The 19,596-nt window shown below is 48.0% G+C and carries 13 protein-coding genes; 4 read left to right on the forward strand and 9 right to left on the reverse strand.

The annotated features are described in order from the left end of the window. Positions 1-2 precede the first annotated feature (2 nt). Positions 3-1,133, reverse strand: coding sequence for a glutamine-hydrolyzing carbamoyl-phosphate synthase small subunit (carA, locus tag BFC17_RS10445; RefSeq protein ID WP_070176425.1), 1,131 nt, complete (start codon positions 1,131-1,133; stop codon positions 3-5). A gap of 308 nt (positions 1,134-1,441) precedes the next feature. Beyond that, positions 1,442-2,245, reverse strand: a complete 804-nt coding sequence (gene dapB, locus BFC17_RS10450; RefSeq protein ID WP_070176426.1) for a 4-hydroxy-tetrahydrodipicolinate reductase — start codon at positions 2,243-2,245, stop codon at positions 1,442-1,444. A 209-nt stretch (positions 2,246-2,454) separates the two neighbouring features. Here dapB and BFC17_RS10455 point away from each other — a divergent pair, with 209 nt between their 5' ends. The 3 genes from BFC17_RS10455 (at position 2,455) to BFC17_RS10465 (ending at position 5,914) form a co-directional block, all read left to right on the forward strand. Continuing rightward, complete coding sequence (locus tag BFC17_RS10455) at positions 2,455-3,138, forward strand: cytochrome b/b6 domain-containing protein (protein WP_070176537.1); 684 nt, start codon at positions 2,455-2,457, stop codon at positions 3,136-3,138. 489 nt (positions 3,139-3,627) lie between these two features. Continuing rightward, positions 3,628-4,809, forward strand: coding sequence for an acyl-CoA dehydrogenase family protein (locus tag BFC17_RS10460; RefSeq protein WP_070176427.1), 1,182 nt, complete (start codon positions 3,628-3,630; stop codon positions 4,807-4,809). A 10-nt stretch (positions 4,810-4,819) separates the two neighbouring features. After that, positions 4,820-5,914: an acyl-CoA dehydrogenase family protein gene (locus BFC17_RS10465; protein WP_070176428.1), complete on the forward strand. Its 1,095-nt coding sequence runs from the start codon at positions 4,820-4,822 to the stop codon at positions 5,912-5,914. 76 nt (positions 5,915-5,990) lie between these two features. Here BFC17_RS10465 and BFC17_RS10470 read toward each other — a convergent pair whose 3' ends face one another. The 7 genes from BFC17_RS10470 to grpE form a co-directional block, all read right to left on the reverse strand. Continuing rightward, entirely contained in the window at positions 5,991-6,317 is a 327-nt protein-coding gene (locus tag BFC17_RS10470) for a DUF3392 family protein (protein WP_229681087.1), read from the reverse strand. 133 nt (positions 6,318-6,450) lie between these two features. Further along, entirely contained in the window at positions 6,451-8,412 is a 1,962-nt protein-coding gene (locus tag BFC17_RS10475; protein WP_083271682.1) for a propionyl-CoA synthetase, read from the reverse strand. 150 nt (positions 8,413-8,562) lie between these two features. After that, the gene (locus BFC17_RS10480) at positions 8,563-11,082 is read right to left on the reverse strand and encodes a putative bifunctional diguanylate cyclase/phosphodiesterase (RefSeq protein ID WP_070176430.1); all 2,520 of its coding nucleotides are present in this window, start codon (positions 11,080-11,082) and stop codon (positions 8,563-8,565) included. A gap of 277 nt (positions 11,083-11,359) precedes the next feature. Further along, positions 11,360-11,830: a c-type cytochrome gene (locus BFC17_RS10485; protein WP_070176431.1), complete on the reverse strand. Its 471-nt coding sequence runs from the start codon at positions 11,828-11,830 to the stop codon at positions 11,360-11,362. Positions 11,831-11,966: 136 nt separating this feature from the next. After that, positions 11,967-13,100, reverse strand: a complete 1,134-nt coding sequence (gene dnaJ, locus BFC17_RS10490) for a molecular chaperone DnaJ (protein WP_070176432.1) — start codon at positions 13,098-13,100, stop codon at positions 11,967-11,969. 236 nt (positions 13,101-13,336) lie between these two features. Next, positions 13,337-15,253, reverse strand: coding sequence for a molecular chaperone DnaK (gene dnaK, locus BFC17_RS10495; RefSeq protein WP_070176433.1), 1,917 nt, complete (start codon positions 15,251-15,253; stop codon positions 13,337-13,339). 87 nt (positions 15,254-15,340) lie between these two features. Then, positions 15,341-15,979 (reverse strand): nucleotide exchange factor GrpE, encoded by a 639-nt coding sequence (gene grpE / locus BFC17_RS10500; protein ID WP_070176434.1) that lies wholly within the window; start codon positions 15,977-15,979, stop codon positions 15,341-15,343. 237 nt (positions 15,980-16,216) lie between these two features. Between grpE and BFC17_RS10505 the strand changes: the two genes are divergently transcribed. Continuing rightward, positions 16,217-19,594 carry a PAS domain-containing hybrid sensor histidine kinase/response regulator gene (locus BFC17_RS10505; protein ID WP_070176435.1) on the forward strand — a complete coding sequence of 1,126 codons (3,378 nt, stop codon included), beginning with the start codon at positions 16,217-16,219 and terminating at the stop codon, positions 19,592-19,594. Positions 19,595-19,596: the final 2 nt, after the last annotated feature.

The following is a 19,596-nucleotide window of genomic DNA, read 5'->3' on the forward strand; positions in this document are numbered from 1 at the left end:
TCCTACTGCTTTGACTGTTCGATTAAGTCGATGAAGTGATCAAATAATGCAGCTGCATCGTGCGGACCCGGGCTCGCTTCAGGGTGACCCTGGAAGCTGAACGCTGGCTTGTCGGTACGATGAATGCCCTGCAGGGATTTATCAAACAAAGAGACATGGGTCACTTTCAGCGTATCTGGCAGGCTTGACTCGTCTACAGCAAAACCGTGGTTCTGGCTGGTAATCATCACTACATCACGCTCTAAGTCTTTCACCGGGTGGTTAGCACCGTGGTGACCAAACTTCATCTTGACGGTTTTTGCGCCACTGGCCAGCGCCAGTAATTGGTGACCTAAACAGATACCAAACACAGGTAAGCCGGTGTCAACGATAGTTTTAATCGCTTCAATGGCATAATCACAAGGCTCAGGGTCGCCAGGGCCATTAGACAGGAACACGCCATCAGGATTCATCGCCAGTACTTCAGCGGCAGGCGTTTGTGCTGGTACAACTGTCAGCTTACAGCCACGGTCTACCAGCATACGCAGAATATTGTGTTTCGCACCGTAATCGTAGGCGACAACGTGATATTTGAAATCCGCACCGGCTTTATAACCGCTTTCCAGTTCCCATACACCGCTGGTCCATTCGGTGATTTCAGTGGTTGATACCACTTTGGCTAAATCCATTCCTTTGAGGCCCGGGAATGCTTTGGCATTTTCCAGTGCTACCGCTTCATCAAGGGCGTCGGTGCAAATAATGCAGCCGTTTTGTGCGCCCTTGTCGCGTAAAATTCGCGTCAGTCGGCGAGTATCGATATCTGCAATACCAACCACATTGTTGGCTTTCAGATACTCAGATAAGGTTTGTTCGTTACGATAATTGCTGGCAACGAGGGGAAGATCTCTGATAACCAGACCTTTCGACCAGATTTTGTCAGATTCAACATCTTCCTGATTGGTACCGGTATTACCGATATGGGGATAGGTCAGAGTAACGATTTGTTCAGCGTAAGAAGGGTCTGTCAGAATTTCCTGGTAGCCGGTCATCGATGTATTAAATACTACTTCACCGACGGAAACACCCTGAGCACCGATAGCAGTACCTTTAAACACAGAACCATCTTCTAAGACCAGAAGGGCGGAATTAGCCAAGTCAACCTCCACATTAAGGATAACCGAGAGTTTTAAATAACACTCACAAAAAACGGGAGGTAACGTCTCTTTTACATCCCGTTTACTAGTATTTGCAGCTAATGAATATGCACGCAAAACGCCGCAGAAGCTGTGCCAGCGGCTGTTTTGGCACTAATTTTTGGCAAATTCCGCGGATTATAGCTTATGTGACTCAACACGTCCATTCCGATCTGGAAAAATTATCAAAATAACCACTTAAGCTTAAAAATCACGTAAAGTTGCCAAAAAGGCACATCATAGCACCTTATTACGGCCATTTATGGCGCTTATTGGTTTAACGCCAGCACATCATTCATACCGTACTGACCCGCTTTCTGCGTCGACAGCCACATCGCCGCCTGCACCGCGCCGCGGGCAAAAGTAAGACGACTAGACGCTTTATGGGTAATTTCCAAACGCTCACCGATATCGGCAAATAACGCAGTATGCTCACCAACAACATCACCTGCCCGAACAGTCGCAAAGCCAATAGTATTATGGTCTCGGGGCGGAGTTTTACCCTCACGACCATAGACGGCACAGGTCTTCAGATCGCGCCCTAATTCATCTGCGATAGCTTCACCAATGGCCATGGCAGTACCTGATGGTGCATCCTGTTTAAACCGGTGGTGCGCTTCGATAATCTCGATATCTGCGGTTGCACCAAGAGCGCGAGCGGCCTGTTTTACCAGTGATAACATTAAATTAACGCCAACACTGTAATTTGCCGCAAATACAACGGGAATTTTGGTCGCCGCTTCGGCCAGCAAGCTTAATTGCTCGGACGATAAACCTGTTGTACCAATGACTACCGGCTTATTATTAGTCACGCACCACTGCAAGTTGTTATCGAAGGCAGCAGGTAAGGTAAAATCAATCATTACATCAACGTCTGCCGGATTAATTGACGACAGGCCGCTACAAGCGGTCTGTAATTTACCTATACCAGCCAGTTCGCCCACGTCCATCCCTACCCAGGGAGAATTGTCACGAACTGAAGCCACGCTCAACTCGGCTTTATCATGTTCGTTGAGTGCTTCAATCAATACGCGTCCCATACGACCATTGGCACCAAAAAGACCTACTTTCATCGAAAACCTGCTTGCTTAATTTACGCCCTCTTGATTGACTAGGGTCTTAAGAGCGAATGACTTGAATGGTGCGAATTGTGCCTGATAGCCGGACAGATGAAAACCCGCAAATGGTTTAACATTAAACTTGTCGGATATCTGCACACCGTAAATCTGCCGTTCACCTTCGCAGTGTTGAATTTCTTACGCCCCAAAAGGGAATGGATGACATGGAAAAAAGACTTATCTGGGATATCCCCACCCGTCTCTTTCACTGGTTACTGGTGATATGCATTGTTGCGCAATACCTGACTGTTGAGGTACTGGATGCCACTGCCTGGCACTTCAGGATCGGCTATTTCACCCTCGGATTAATTCTCTTTCGCTTGCTTTGGGGATTTGTAGGTACAACCTATGCCCGCTTTAGTCAGTTTTTAACCGGCCCGGGCAAGGTTTTGTCTTATGCTAAAACCATTACCAACCCGGAATCAGCTGAACATGCCGGTCACAACCCCATGGGCGGCTGGATGGTGATCGCCTTATTGCTCTTGATTGCACTACAAGGCATAAGTGGCTTATTTATTGGTGACGATATCATTAATAACGGTCCCTATTACGATGCAGTTTCCGAAGCTACCCGCGATACAATGAATATCATTCATCACACAGCCTTTAATATCCTGTTGGCTGCTATCGCTCTGCATATCGCTGCGGTGGTATTTTATACCCGCTTTAAAAAGCAACTGCTGGTGCCGGCAATGTTACATGGTAAAAAAACCACCAACGAGCCGGGTATTTCCTCATCCCGTTTGTTAGTGGCACTGGTGCTGGTAATACTGGTTATCGGCGCTATGTACTACGTTATTGAAATTGCGCCGCCAGCCCCAGCCGTTGATGCAGATATGTATTATTAAAAGATTCGTGACAGCGCCCGCATACCACTGCGGGCCTTGCTCCTTTGCCCAATAGTCTATTCCAATAGAAAGCTGCATAAGGCCTTTTCGAGTTAATCGCAAGGCCATTTAAGCAAGGTTCTGTATTTCCCCCACTACTTCAACTCTGCTTATTTTCGCCTTTTTATGGCCTGTCCGAGAATCAGACATAGCCCGCAACGCCCTCATTTTACAGAGTTTAGCCACCCACTCCGGCCATTTTGCTATTGCTTTGCCTTTTGTTCGAATAAACCAGTATGTATTGCCTCCGTTATATTTTTGTTAACAAATACTTTGCAAAACCTAAATCCCGGTGTATATTTATAAAAATATTGTATGGGTCCATTACAATACTGTTTTGTGAAAATATGCATTGTCAGTAGTTTAAACAAAAAATACGTCGCAATTGGTCAGGATAAGACCAGGCTATTTGCGCCGTTGATTTAACAGCAACGATAAGAGGATTTGTCTATGGAAGAGCTATCGAGTAGGACTGAACAAGCGCCGGTTGCGGAAGACCTTCGCCTGGCAATCAGAGAATGGCTTAGCGAAAACTTTCCACCTGCACTAGCGGTTCCAGCTGCACGTGAAACCGAAACTGAATTGGTAAAACAATGGCGAACCGCAATGGGAGAAAAAGGCTGGTGCATGCCTACCTGGCCCAAACAGTATGGCGGAGGTGGCTTTTCCAAAGAAGAAGTTCGTATTCTGAATCAGGAGCTTGAACGAATTGGTGCGTACAACCCTGTGGGTACCAGAGAAACCGTATTTGGTGAAACCTTAAAACATTACGGTACCGAAGAGCAAAAATCCTATCACCTGCCGAAAATGGTGCGTGGCGAGTTTTCCTGGTGTCAGGGGTTTTCCGAACCAGGCGCCGGAAGTGATCTCGCTGGCTTACAAATGAAAGCCGAAGAAACCCCGGAAGGATACCTGCTTAACGGCCAGAAAATATGGACATCGGGTGCAACAGAATCTAACTGGTGCTTTTGTCTGGTCAGAACAGACACCACACGTAAACACGACGGTATCAGTTTCATCCTGGTTGATATGAATACACCGGGATTTGAAGTCCGCCCTATTCGTCTTATCGATGGCTCTTCACCTTTTTGCGAATTGTTTCTTACCGACGTACTGGTTCCGAAAGAAAACATCCTTGGTGAAGTTAATAAAGGTTGGGAAGTTGCTAAATTTCAGCTGCAAGTTGAGCGAACAACCGTCGCAACATCGAAAAAAGGTCATGGCTCAATTCCGGGGCCTGGCATCAAGGATCTGGCCTGTGAACATGTGGGCACCGACGACGCCGGACGCCTAGTTGACGCCGACTTGCGTAGTCGCATTGCAAGCCATCTGGTAAAAGAGAAAGCCTTTAATCTGACGTTTAAACGTGCAGCAGCGGGACCGGCTGTCGCTTCTGTACTGAAAAATGCCGGGTCAGATATTCGCCAGACCCGCGCTGAACTCTCTATTGAAGTTCTTGGTCATCAGGGACTGGGCTGGAGTGGCGACGCATTTACAGAAGATGAACTGGCCATCAACAAATCGTTCTTATTTGGCAAGTCTGCTTCTATTGCGGCGGGCAGTTTTGAAATTCAATACAACATTCTGTCCAAGCGCATTCTCGGCTTGCCAGAAATGAAAAGTAAAGTGTAAGGAGACGCAGATGATTGCACTGAATGAAGAACAAATTATGTTACGCGATTCGGCGTATGACTGGGCTCAGGAATGCAGTCCGGTTAACGCTTTTAGAAAACTCCGCGACTCTCAAACGGGTTTAGGTTATGACCCGGAAGCCTGGCATCACATAGCTGAAATGGGATGGCCTGGAATAGTTGTACCGGAAAGCCAGGGCGGCCTGGAATTTGGCCACCGATCTTTAGGATTAGTGCTGGAAGCGCTGGCACGAACTTTAACCGCGTCACCACTTCTCTCTTGCGCGGCAGTAGCTAACGCCATAGTTCTGGGCGACAATCAATCTATGAGCGAAGAGTGGCTGCCAAAGCTGGCTCTTGGTGAAGCTATCGGAGCTCTCGCCTGTGATGAAACCGCCCGGCATAATCCTGAGCGGGTAAGTTGCGAAATTAAAGACGGTTATCTTTCTGGCAAGAAACTATTTGTCCATGAAGGCAATGCGGCTGATGTGTTGATCGTAACCGCAAAGTTAAATGGCAATATCGAGCTCTTTGCTATTCCTACTACAACCAAAGGCATCAAACGTACCCCCCTGGATATGAGCGATAGCCGGGATACTGCTCACATTGAATTTGACAGTGTTGCAATTGACCCAACATGGCAATTAAAGGGCGGCAAGTTATTGTTGACCACAGTATTAAACCGGGCACGAATCTACGCGGCGGCCGAAATGCAGGGCTTAGCCCGACAAGCCTTTGAGACTACTGTGGAATACCTTAAAGTCAGATCTCAGTATGGCCAGTTGATTGGTGCGTTTCAGGCACTGCAACACCGGGCTGCAAAAATGTTCACTGAGCTAGAGCTTACCCAGTCCTGTGTTGATGCCGCACTGGATGCCATAGATGAAGGCGATGAGAATATTTCTGAAATGGCCTCTGTTGCGCAAATGATGGCTTGTGAAACAACAAACCTGGTGACTAACGAAATGATCCAAATGCATGGTGGGGTTGGCATGACCGATGAGCACGATGCGGGTTTTTATTTAAAACGCGCGCGGGTACTTGAGGCATGGTTAGGCAATGCCGCGTTCCATCGCGAACGTTTTGCCGTTCTTAATGCATTCTGAAGACGACCGCTCGGCTTCAGGTCTCCGTTAAGGGATCTGAAGCCTGGTGCAGATGAGCGAAGGCTTATGGAGCCTGTCAGATATACCGCCTGCGCTCCGCCGCAATACCCAGAGCGAAGAAGGCAAGCACAAAAGCCAGGCCCCGGTATTCATAAGCCACAAACTGAAAAATATGCTGTAGAAATGGCGCTCCGTAAAGCGTTAACGCGCCGTATCCAAAAGCGCACAACAACACAAACAGACTACTGCGGATAACAAAATGCAAGCCACTTAAGCTGCGTTTAACCTGCCGGTTTATAATATCTCCGTAAACCACTAATAAAGTGGCCATCAGCATCAGACTCATTTCGTCAAAATAGCTGGCCAACCAGTCGCTTATATTCACCGTTACAGACGCTATCACTGTTAATTACTCTTACCACCTTACAACCCGGGCATTCTGCTTGGGCACTAACGGCGTGTCAAAGAAAAAAGCCGGCAAAAGCCGGCTAAAATACAGCCCTGTTTAAAGGCTGTCAGATGTTGAAACGGTATACTCAGTCGGCAGTGCTTTTAACCAGCCCCTGCTCTTTCATGATCGCCTCGATTTCAGGCACACTGGCCGGATCATCAATGGTCGATGGCACAGCCACTTCCTGATTTGAGGCAATCTGGCGTAGCAGCTTACGTAAAATCTTACCAGAACGTGTTTTCGGAAGACGCGGAACTACTACGGCACGCTTAAAGCACGCGATCGGGCCAATTTCTTTTCTTACCATGGCGACCAGCTCTTTCTGAAGGTCTTCTTCATCAATGTCGTAGCCATCCTTAAGCAGTACCAGACCCACTGGCTCCTGCCCTTTCAAGGCGTCATGCACACCAATAACACTGCATTCTGCCACGGCATCGTGGGCAGCCAGGATTTCTTCCATTTCACCGGTCGACAAACGGTGTCCGGCAACGTTAATTACATCGTCGGTGCGGCCCATGATAAATACATAGCCTTCATCGTCTTTATAGCCACCATCGCCTGAACAGTAATAACCAGGGAAGTCACTCAGATAACCTGACTTGAAGCGCTCTAAATCCCCCCAGATTGTCGCCAGACAGCTTGGCGGCAGCGGCAGTTTAATGGCAATAGCGCCCTGTTCTCCGGCTGGCAGTTCGTTACCACGGGCATCAAGTACCTGGACGTTAAACCCTGGCGTTGGCAGAGTTGATGATCCCGGCTTAGCTGGTTTCGGCTCTACCCCCATAAGGTTGGCACAAATTGCCCAGCCGGTTTCGGTTTGCCACCAGTGGTCGACTACCGGTTTACCGGTTTTATCAACTGTCCATAAATAAGTTGGCGGATCCAGACGTTCACCCGCCATAAAGATAGTTTTGAGCGACGAGATATCGTATTTTTTAATTTCGGCCGCTTCAGGGTCTTCCTTACGAATCGCCCGGAAAGCCGTTGGTGCGGCAAACAGCGCTTTAATTTTGTATTCGTCAACCATGCGCCAGAATGCCCCGGCATCAGGTGTACGCACTGGTTTACCCTCGTAAACCACAGTGGTACACCCATGCAGGAGCGGGCCGTATACGATGTAGGAGTGACCCACAACCCAACCTACATCCGAAGCGGCCCAGAACACTTCGCCTGGCTGCATGTCATACACAGCCGTCATCGAATATTTTAACGCCACTGCGTGGCCACCGTTTTCGCGCACTACGCCTTTTGGCTTACCTGTGGTACCAGAGGTATACAGAATATACAGCGGGTCAGTTCCTTTTACTGGTACGCAATCGGCAGGTTCAGCAATGCTCATCGCAGAAGCCCAGTCGATATCCATGCCTTCTGTCATAGCCGCTTTTGCCTGTGGACGTTGCAACACAATGCAGCACTGGGGTTTATGGGCTGATAGCTCAATCGCTTTGTCGACAAGTGGCTTGTATTCGATAACTTTGGCTACTTCGATACCACAGGAGGCAGTAACGATTAATTTAGGCTCTGCGTCTTCAATTCTTACGGCCAGTTCATGAGGGGCAAACCCACCGAATACCACAGAATGGATAGCGCCCAACCGCGCAATGGCCAGCATGGCCACTACCGCTTCGGTAATCATAGGCATATAAACAACCACCCGGTCGCCTTTTTCTACACCCTGCGCTTTTAATACACCGGCAAACAACGAAACCTGTTCCTGCAGTTGTGCATAGGTCAGCACTGACTTACTGTTAGAAACCGGTGAATCATAGATAATTGCAGGCTGATCGCCACGTCCGTTTTCTACGTGATAATCCACAGCCATATAAGTGGTATTCATTTCACCATCGTCAAACCAATGATAAATACCATCGTTGTCCTGAGTAAGAATGTCGGTTGGCGTTTTAAACCATGGAAGAGCTTCGGCTTGCTCTGCCCAAAACTGAGCAGGTTGTTCAATTGAACGCTGATATTCTGATTGGTATGACATACAAATTCGCTTCCTACACTGTTTTTTGTAATTTGAAGTCTGGTCTGTAAACTTCAACATCCTATTACATTAATAGAATTTTAACGTTTTGCGCATACGACCATGGGCTTATATGTCGACAACTTTGGCATTATTGGGCTTTTTTTAACCTAAAGTTGAGGTGCATCAAACAAGCTTAATTTTGCCATTGGCGGTGAAGGGGGTTTTGCTCTACAGGCTGGTGATAATGTAGTCTTTCCAGGCGTTTTCCGGTAGCGGGCGAGAGAAGTAAAAGCCTTGAAAGAACTCACACCCCCGTAATTGCAGGTATTCCAACTGAAAAGCGTTTTCTATTCCCTCAGCAACGCAACTCACACTCAGGGCATGGGCCAGGTCAATAATCGAATTGACGATAGGTACATCCTCATCGTTAAAGTTAATTTCGTCGACAAAATAGCGATCTATTTTTAACTCCGAGATAGGAAGCTCTTTTAAGTAACTCAGGCTCGAATAACCGGTGCCAAAGTCATCAATGGAAAATGAAAAACCCAGGTCGCCAAGCTTGTCCATCCGTTCACGCACCAGATCGATACTGGATACTAAGGTGGTTTCGGTAATCTCAAGCATCAGTGACTCAGGCGATAACTGCCACTTGTCGATAAGATGAAGCAGCGTTTGTGTAAAATCTGCCCGCACGATATGCCGACCGCTAATATTAACGGCAATGCGGGTTGATTTGCCCTGTTGCTGACATTCGTGTAACAAACGGCAGGCCTCGTCTATTACCCAGTTACCAATGTCGATAATGGCGTCACTTTCCTCGGCGATTGGAATAAATTCAGCCGGACTGATCATGCCTAACTGTGGATGCTCCCAGCGAATCAGGGCCTCAGAGCCAATCACTTCTTTCGCCGCGTTATACTGTGGCTGAAGCATCAGATAAAACTCTTTGTCTTGCAGTGCCTGCTGGAACGAATGGGTGATTGTATTGTAACGGTTGTAGTCTTCGTAGGCGGCTTTGTCCAGGGTAAGCACGCTGCCAGGACCTTGCTTCTTCGCACGTTTTTTACCAAAAGAGAGTATGCCGTTAATCTTTTCATAACTGGCTTTCGAGGCCTCCAACCGGCAGGAAGAAATAGCGGCCGTCACGTGATGAGTCAGCTTATCCACTTCGATTGGTGCAGTAATCAACTTGTGCAGTTCCCACTCCAGCGAGTTAATCACATTATCGCTATCGCGGCTGCCATCGATGGGGGTGGTGGACAAAATCAGAAAATTATCGCCAAACCCACGGTAAACTTTCAGCATTTCTCCGACGACTTCTGACAGTCGCCCGGCTATCACTAACAGGATACTGTCACCTACGTGCTTACCAAAGCTGAGGTTGTACTGGGTAAAATTATCCATATCGATTAAACAGCAGTAAATATCCAGCGCGTTATAATTTGACGAAGCCTGGTTAAGCACCTTATTGAGGTCGTTCTCAAACGTGCGCAGATTAGGCAATTTAGTCAGTTCGTCAAAATAGGCCGTTTTATAGATTTCTTCCAGGGCCTTTTTCCGCTCAGTAATATCCTTCACAATGCCGATAAACTGACGCTGACCGTCCTGAATAACTTCTGACAAAGACAGCTCAATCGGTAAAGTATGTCCATCTTTATGCAGTCCTGGTAGTTCCCGGCCAACACCAATAATTTTTGCTTTGCCAGTATCCAGATAGTGGGCCAAAAACTCGCTGTGATACTTAGCGTAAGGTTCCGGCATGAGGATACTGACATCCTCACCAATAACGTCCTCAGGGCGGTGCCCGAATATTTTTTGTATGGTTTTATTGGCGGTAATAATGGTGCCATGGGTATCGATAGTCACCACAACGTCATTAAGATTATCCAGAATTGCAGTTAAGTAAGCCGCGTAATTATATTCGGTTTCTAACAACCGGTACTGCTCTGTAATATCTTCCAGAGCACCGTAAACATGCGTTATCTTCTTATTACTATAACGTGGTTTACCGGTGGCCTTTACGCGTATAGTTGAGCCATCGGGGCGGGTCAGGAAACCTTCATGGCAATACTCTTTACCTTCGCTAATAACATGCCTAAACGATGCCATGATGGCCGCCCTAGTCTCCGCCGGAAAGTAACTCATGGACGCCTTAATCGAAATCCTTGAGCCCAGGGGTAATCGGTAAAGCGAATACATTTCGTCGGTCCAGGTAACGGCATTGTTGCTTAGGTCAACCTCCCAGCCACCGGTTTTTGAAATGGAACCAATTTCGTTGAGTAACTCTAATTTTTGATTTAAGTGCGAATTAGTATTGATGACTGGACACTTGTATGTGTGAGTGCGCTCCAGGGCCAGATTTAAACGTTCGCACGCCAGGTCCAGCGCCAGCTCGGCCATAGGCGCAACTTCGTCCGCTTTGTTGACTAACATTACCACGCATCCTGCTACGGTTTTATCAGCCAACTCCAGGTACTTTACCAGGCAACAGTAGTCTTTAAGAATATCAATACCATTAACCACAAACGTGGCGAGATGATGCAAATGATGGTGTTGGGACTCTTTGGGCTTAAAAGAAAGTTCGAAGGAAGATACGTCTGCAACCTCACCTTCTATTACAAGAAAGTTTATCTCCCGGGCGAACTGTCGTTGGTCAAAACTCACAACGCAAAAGCCTGAACAACGGGTAACTTCGGTTACCTGTTCAACAATGCTGGCTATATCACTGGTGGAAAGATTCTTAAACATCTGAGTTTATGGCATCCTGCTAAGTCTTAGTGGCAGCGTTGGTGTTCCTGCCGTACATTTATCGAATCCGTACGATAAGTTTAGAAAACAATCTATAATTTACAAATACTTGTCTGGATTTTTCAGCTGATAGTAAGAATTATTCCAAAGCCAGGCCCGGATAAGCCTTGTGTTATCTGCTATGTATGCTTAAACCGGCTAACTGAACATTTACTTCAATAACAAAAACCGGCAAATGCCGGTTTTTCTGTCACTCAGGTTCAGATTGTCGGGATGATTAATCTTTATAATCATCGTGGCAGGATTTACAGCTGCCGCCCAGTGCACCAATCGCCTTGCCATAACTACCTTCATCACCAGACATAGCCGCTGCCTTAATACCGCTGGCAGCGTCTTTAAACTGGCTGATTTTTTTCATTACATCAGCTTCGTTGCTGAATAAGGCCGGTAATGCATCTGTTTCAACGTCAAATTTGGTGGTATCCACCAGCAAATAATCAGCCATCATATCGGCTAATTGCTCTAAGCGAGTTGCGTTGGTTTTCATTACTTCAGCATCAAAAGGCAGAGCGCCTTTCGCCATACCAAACATTGGACCAGCGTTACTTTTCACTAATTGATACAGAGACTGACGATATTCAACCGCCGCTTCTGCCTGTTTTTCTGATTTTGCCACAGTTGCAGCATTAGCCGCAGTCAAAACACCTGCCGCCATTAGTCCCACAGTAAATACCTTTACACTTTTCATTTCCTGGTCTCCGATGATTTAGAAGTTTGCTTTACGTCGCTAGCGTCATTATGTTTGTTGTAGTTTTATACTGAACAAACAAAAACGGATCAACAAGTGTTGATCCGTTAAACGTTTAATATTTAAAGCTGGATGACTAATTTGTCAGGTCATCAAAGAACTTTTTAACCCCATCAAAGAAACCTTGTTCCTTTGGACGATGCTTGGCTGCATCAGAACCCTGGCCCATGGAGTCTTCCAGTTCTTTCAGCAGTTCTTTTTGTTTGGCAGACAGGTTTACCGGTGTTTCCACTACAACTTTACACAGTAAATCACCTACTGCACCACTGCGAACAGACTTAACCCCTTTGCCTCGTAACCGGAACATTCTGCCAGTTTGGGTTTCAGGGCTGACTTTGAGTTTCACTTTACCATCAAGGGTTGGCACCTGAAGCTCGCCACCCAGCGCGGCTGTAGTAAAGCTAAGCGGTACTTCACAGTACAGATTATTGCCGTCACGGGTAAAGATATCGTGATCGCGCACGTGCACCTGTACATATAAGTCACCTGCTGGCGCACCGCTCTCACCGGCTTCGCCTTCACCACTCAAGCGGATACGGTCGCCGGTGTCCACGCCTGCCGGTACTTTAACCGACAAGGTCTTGGTTTGTTCTGTACGCCCCTGACCATGACACTCGTTACACGGGTCACTGATAATCTTGCCGCGGCCAGAACAGGTTGGACAGGTTTGCTGAACTGCAAAGAAACCCTGACGCATTTGCACCTGACCGTTACCATGACAGGTTGGACAGGTTTTCGGACTGGTACCTTTTTTCGCACCAGAGCCATGACATGAATCACAGGCCACCAGTGTTGGTACGCGAATTTCAACTTCTTTGCCACGTACCGCTTCTTCCAGCGACATTTCCAGGTTGTAACGTAAATCCGCGCCCTGACGAGCACGTGACTGACGACCGCGACCACCACCAAAGATATCGCCGAACACGTCACCGAAAATGTCACCAAAATCAGCACCGCCACCAAAACCAGCCCCACCGCGGTTTGGATCAACACCGGCGTGACCATACTGATCGTAGGCTGCGCGTTTTTGACCATCGGTAAGTACTTCGTAAGCTTCCTGGATTTCCTTAAACTTTTCTTCCAGTGCCTTATCGCCCTGCGTACGGTCAGGGTGGTACTTCATAGCCAGTTTTTTGTATGCTTTTTTAATTTCGCGCTCGCCGGCACTTTTGTCCACGCCAAGCACTTCGTAGTAATCTCGTTTCGACATATCGCTCGCTATTCCTACCCGTTAACTGCAATGCCACTGGCACTGCCTGATTACTTAATTCTTATACCCATTGCAGCAACTATGTACTGAACTGCTTAGCTGATGGCGATTTGCCAACATAGCTTGTGGAATGGGTATTACGTAAAAAGGCGCAACAAGCTGAATGCTGCTGCGCCCGCTGGTAACGCTATCCGGCAGTGGTGTATAAACAAAGCACCGCCGGTAAACAGTGTTACTTATTTCTTGTCGTCGTCTTTGACTTCTTCGAACTCTGCGTCAACAACGTCATCGTCAGGCTGTCCCTGGCTCGCACCAGCGTCCTGAGCACCGGCAGCTTGCTGGGCCTGGGCCGCTTCCATCAGCTTAGAAGAGGCTTGGATCAGCTCCTGAGTTTTCGCTTCGATTTCGGCTTTATCTTCACCTTTCGCTGCTGTTTCCAGCGCGCTTAAGGCGGCTTCGATAGGCGCTTTATCGTCAGCACTCAGTGCATCACCCACTTCTTCCATTTGCTTACGGGTCGCGTGGATCATGCCGTCAGCCTGGTTGCGAGCCTGAATCAGTTCTTCGAACTTCTTATCAGCTTCTTTGTTCGCTTCCGCGTCAGCAACCATTTTTTCGATTTCGTCTTCGTTCAGACCTGAAGACGCCTGGATAGTAATCTTCTGCTCTTTACCGGTGTCCTTATCTTTCGCAGATACGTGCAGGATACCATCAGCATCGATATCGAAGGTAACTTCGATTTGCGGTACGCCGCGTGACGCCGGACGAATACCTTCCAGGTTAAACTGACCAAGCGATTTGTTACCAGCGGCTTGCTTACGCTCACCCTGCAGTACGTGTACAGTTACCGCAGACTGGTTGTCTTCAGCGGTTGAGAAGGTTTGCGATTTCTTAGTAGGAATCGTGGTGTTCTTCTCAATCAGCGCCGTCATTACACCGCCCATGGTTTCGATACCCAGTGACAGAGGCGTAACGTCCAGCAGCAGTACGTCTTTCACATCACCAGACAGTACACCACCTTGAATCGCAGCACCAACAGCAACCGCTTCATCCGGGTTTACGTCTTTACGTGGCTCTTTACCGAAGAACTCTGTTACGTACTTTTGTACCAGAGGCATACGGGTTTGACCACCCACCAGGATAATGTCGTTAACATCACTTACTGACAGGTCAGCATCAGCCAGCGCTTGCTTAACCGGGTTCAAAGACTCTTTAACCATGTCTTCAACCAGTGATTCCAGTTTCGCACGAGTCAGTTTAATGGCTAAGTGTTTAGGACCGCTTGCGTCAGCTGTAATGTACGGCAGGTTAACTTCAGTCTGCTGTGAAGAAGACAGTTCAATCTTCGCCTTCTCACCGGCTTCTTTCAGACGTTGCATGGCCAGCGGATCTTTACGCAGGTCAATGCCTTGATCTTTATTAAACTCTTCTACCAGATAGGTGATAACACGGTTATCGAAGTCTTCACCACCTAAGTGCGTGTCACCATTGGTAGCCAGTACCTCAAAGGTGTGCTCGCCATCTACTTCATCAATTTCGATGATAGAGATATCAAAGGTACCACCACCTAAGTCGTAAACCGCTACAACGTTATCACCTTGCTTTTTGTCCATGCCGTAGGCAAGAGCAGCCGCAGTTGGTTCGTTGATAATACGCTTAACTTCCAGACCCGCAATACGGCCGGCATCTTTAGTTGCCTGACGCTGTGAGTCGTTAAAGTAAGCAGGAACGGTAATTACCGCACCGGTTACCGGCTCGCCAAGATAGTCTTCAGCGGTCTTTTTCATCTTTTTCAGTACTTCAGCAGAAATCTGCGGAGGCGCCATTTTGTCGCCTTTGACTTCTACCCACGCGTCACCGTTGTCTGCCTTGGCAATTTTATAAGGCATGATGTCGATGTCGCGCTGTACTTCTTTGTCTTCCCAGCGACGACCAATCAGACGCTTGATTGCAAACAGCGTGTTAGTCGGGTTAGTTACTGCCTGACGTTTCGCTGATTGACCAACTAAGGTCTCACCGTCGTTAGTGTAAGCGATAATTGATGGCGTGGTGCGGTCACCTTCCGCGTTTTCAATTACTCGCGGTTTGTCGCCGTCTAAAACTGCGACACATGAATTCGTTGTACCTAAATCGATACCAATGATTTTACCCATTACGTGTCTCCAAATAATTCTGTAATCTTGCAAAATTAGTGGGGTTATTCACCACCAATTTCAATACCTGTGCTAAAAAAATCTACCTTAAGCCTGCGTATCCACACCGCCTGACGGTGCACGCGAAACCATTACCATGGCTGGACGCAGCAAACGTCCATTTAATTCGTAACCTTTCTGCATAACAGCCATTACCGTGTTCGGTTCGTGCTCGGCACTTTCCTGCATAGACATTGCCTGGTGCAGTTCCGGATTGAACGCCTCGCCTTGCGGATCAATAGGGGCCATTCCGAATTTTTCAATTGTGCTGAGGAAAGATTTTAGCGTCATTTCAACACCTTCCAGCATTGGTTTGATCGCTTCGTTTTCACTGTCAGCCATTTGTAAACCGCGTTCGAGGTTATCGATAACAGGTAACAGTTCACCAGCAAAACGTTCCAACGCAAATTTACGCGCTTTTTCCACTTCACCTTCGGCACGACGACGAGCGTTGTCTGCTTCAGCACGGGCACGCAGAACGCTGTCCTGTTGCTCTGTCACTTTTGCTTCAGCTGCTGCCAGTGCTTTTTCAAGACTGGCGATCTTCTCTGCCGCCTCATCCACGATTTCGCCTTCTACGGCCTCACCTTCAACCACTTCTACCTGTTCAGCGCTTACCGCTTCAGGGTTAGTTTGTGCGTCTACGGTTTCATTTTGTTCTGATTGCACGTCGCGTGGCTCGCTCATGCTTTCCTCCACAAGTTAAATTGGGTCGTAATTCACATTGAGGCTATTTATGGGGGTGGTTTAGCGGCCTTCAAGGGTATCCACAATTTTTTTATGGTTTGTTGTGATTTTTATCTCTGAAGCACGGTCTCGCGCGGTAGGAATACGGTTGAGATAAGCAGAAAAGTTGTTTACAAATTATCAACATGAACGGATTTTGTGCTAATTTAATCGCGCCTAGTAAAGGAATCTTTCATCATGCTTAGTATCTGGAGCGTCAGCGCCATCGTTCTGCTTTATCTGGCAGGCTTGTTTGCCCTGGCGTTTTGGGGCGATAAAAAAATAGATAAACACCAACAGCATCCATTTTTATACAGTCTTGGATTGGGTGTTCACTGCACGTCCTGGGCATTTTTTGGTACCACTACACAAACTACGCATTATGGCTGGCCGGTATTTCCTACCTATGTTGGTATTGCCTTAGTGATGCTGTTCGCTTTCCCGGTCCTCATTAAAATAACCCGTATTTGCCAGCAAAACAGTGTCAGCTCACTGGCAGATTTTATCAGTTTACGCTACGGCCGCTCCCATAGTCTGGCTGCGTTAATCACGTTACTGTGCTTTGTCGGGGTAGTGCCTTACATTGCCCTGCAACTGGACGCCATCACCGAAAGTATTAATCTGCTCACGGCCGATGCCGACAGCGGCTCGGGAACGGTTGGCCTGTACGTAGCCGCACTGATGGCATTATTTGCCATATTGTTTGGTACCCAAACCTTAAGTCTTACCGAAAAACATCCCGGTTTACTGGTCACTATTGCCACTGAATCAGTGATCAAACTATTAGGCTTATGTGTGGTTGGGATTTATGTTTGTTACGGGTTGTTTGACGGGGTATTTGATTTAGTCGCTCAGGCGGCTCAGCAACCCTCTGGCCGGGATATTCTTTATGCCGATAAAAGCTGGAGCGTGTATATCAGTCATATTCTGCTGGGCATTTGCGCCATGTTCGTGCTGCCCCGTCAGTTCCATATGAACTTTGTCGAAAACAACGGCACTGGCGAACTGGCCACCGCACGCTGGCTATTTCCTCTGTATTTATTAGGTATGACACTGTTTTTACTGCCTATCGCACTGGCGGGCAGTGTATTGCTCGATCCCGCAACGGCCCGCTCAGACTCGTTGGTACTGGCTATTCCACTGCACGAAGAAAATCTCACGGTTTCGGTTATTGCCTTTTTAGGCGGCTTATCGGCCACCACCAGCATGATTATCGTTGCGACCCTGGCGCTGGGGATCATGATTGCAAATAACCTGATTACGCCGCTGTGGTTTAAATTTAAACTCAAGAAGCGCACTCGTCATACTATGGAAGCCAGCCAGTTGCTGAACATCCGGCGCCTTACGGTACTAGTAGTGCTATCGGTGGCTTTTTGGTACCACATTAATGTGAGCCAGAGTGCCCCGCTGGTAAAAAGCGGGATTATCGCCATGGCACTGCTTTCGCAAATGCTGCCCACTATGATGTTCAGCCTCTACTGGCAAAAAAGCAGTAAAGCAGCGGCTATCAGCGGTATGTTAGCCGGATTTATCGGCTGGGTAACCTGGATGCTCTACCCCAGCTTATTATCCAGCTATTACTTTAATCCCATTCCCACCGATGCCGAGCTGGCAACCAGTTACGTTTTAAGTCTGCTAATCAATTGCGGCGTTTATGTCCTGGTTGCAGCTTTACTTTCTCCTCGCAATTCAGCTTCGCCGGACGTATCCGACCTTGCCTCCACGCCTCAGGATGAGCCGGAACTGGCGATTCCGGTCAACGACCTGCTCTCGCTAACCGAGCGGGTGCTCGAACCCGCGGCGCACATCAGGCTGGCTAAACAGCTCACCACAACAGAATCGGCTAACAGCCGCCAGGGCTATGCCAGTCAGGGTTTACTTACCCGCGTGGAAAAACTCATGGCGGGTCAGATTGGTCATCCCAGCGCCCGTTTGTTACTCACTGCCATTGCCGACTCAAAAGGCCGGGGATTTTCGCATTTAGTCCACTGGGTGGAAGAAGCCTCGCAGAGTTTTCAGTTTAATCACGAAGTACTGATGTCGTCCGTGCAGCACATTCAGCAAGGTATTGTAGTGCTGGATCAGAACCTCGACATGCTGGCCTGGAATGACCGCTATATTGAGATGTTCAGCTACCCGGCCGGTATCCTGAAAGTGGGTAAACCTATTAAAGATATCCTTCAGTATAACGCTCACCGGGGATTGCTTGGCGAAGTCGGGAATATGCAGGAAGAAATCAATAAACGGGTTCATTTTATGGCGGCGGGCAGTCAGTATAAGTATGTACGTAAGCAGGCCGATGGTCGGGTAATAGAACTCAATGGCAGTCCCCTGCCTGGCGGCGGCTATGTTACTACTTACAGTGATATTACCGAGTACATTCGGATTCAGGACGAACTTGAACAGGCAAAAACCGAACTGGAAGCCCGGGTTGCCCACCGCACTAAACAGTTAGAACTGGCCAAGCAAGAGGCCGATCAGGCTAACTTAAGTAAAACCAAGTTTCTGGCTGCGGCCGGTCATGATTTGATGCAGCCGTTCAACGCCGCCACCTTATTTGCCTCTATGCTGGTGCAAAAAACCACCGGTTCAGAATTACAAACTATGAGTGAGGGTCTACTGCATTCGTTGAATAGCGCCGAGTCATTACTCACTTCCCTGCTGGATATGACGCGACTGGAATCCGGTCGATTAACGGTGCAGAAAACTCACTTTGCGCTGGATGATGTTTTGTCCGGACTGGTTAACGAATTTAAAATTATAGGCGAACAAAAGGCACTGAAATTACGCTACTGTCCAACCAGTGTGAATGTTTATTCGGATCCTAAACTACTGAGGCGGATAATTCAGAATTTATTATCCAACGCTGTACGTTACACCCACCATGGCGCGGTACTCATTGGCGTCAGGCATCGCCAGAATCAGAAAGTCGAGATTGCCGTTATAGACACGGGGCCCGGCATTCCAGAGCATCAGTTACAGGAAATATTCAACGAGTTTCATCAGCTCGACCAGCAGCATAATCAGGGGCTCGGATTAGGCCTGACCATTGTAGAACGCATCAGCCAGTTACTGGTTCACCCGGTCAGTGTTGCTTCGCAGCCGGGCAAAGGTACTACCTTCACCATAAGCGTAGAACGGTCATTTGAAACCTTGCAGCGGTTGACAGAACTAACTGGTGATAAACGCACCGATCCCCAGCGGTTACTGGATGGCAAGCAGGTGCTGGTGATTGAAAACGATGAGCAAATCAGTGCGGCTATGGTGACACTATTAAGCGATTGGGGCGCCAGTGTCACAGTGGCTAAATCCTGCGCTGAAGCACTGGCACACCAGTCCATGCCCGACTTGCTAATGGTTGATTACCACCTTGACTATGGTGAGACAGGCATACAGGTGGTAGAGGCACTGCGAACGCACTGGCAACAGGCTATTCCAGGCGTGCTGAATACGGCCAATCGCCACGATGGCGTTCGTGACGAAGCCCGCACAGCGGGCTTGCTGTATTTGCCCAAGCCACTGAAACCGGCAGCACTTAAGCGCTTACTTAAGCAGCATAAGTTAGTGTCACTTTAACC

It is taken from the genome of Marisediminitalea lipolytica, from assembly GCF_001758465.1.
GTDB lineage: Bacteria > Pseudomonadota > Gammaproteobacteria > Enterobacterales > Alteromonadaceae > Alteromonas > Alteromonas lipolytica.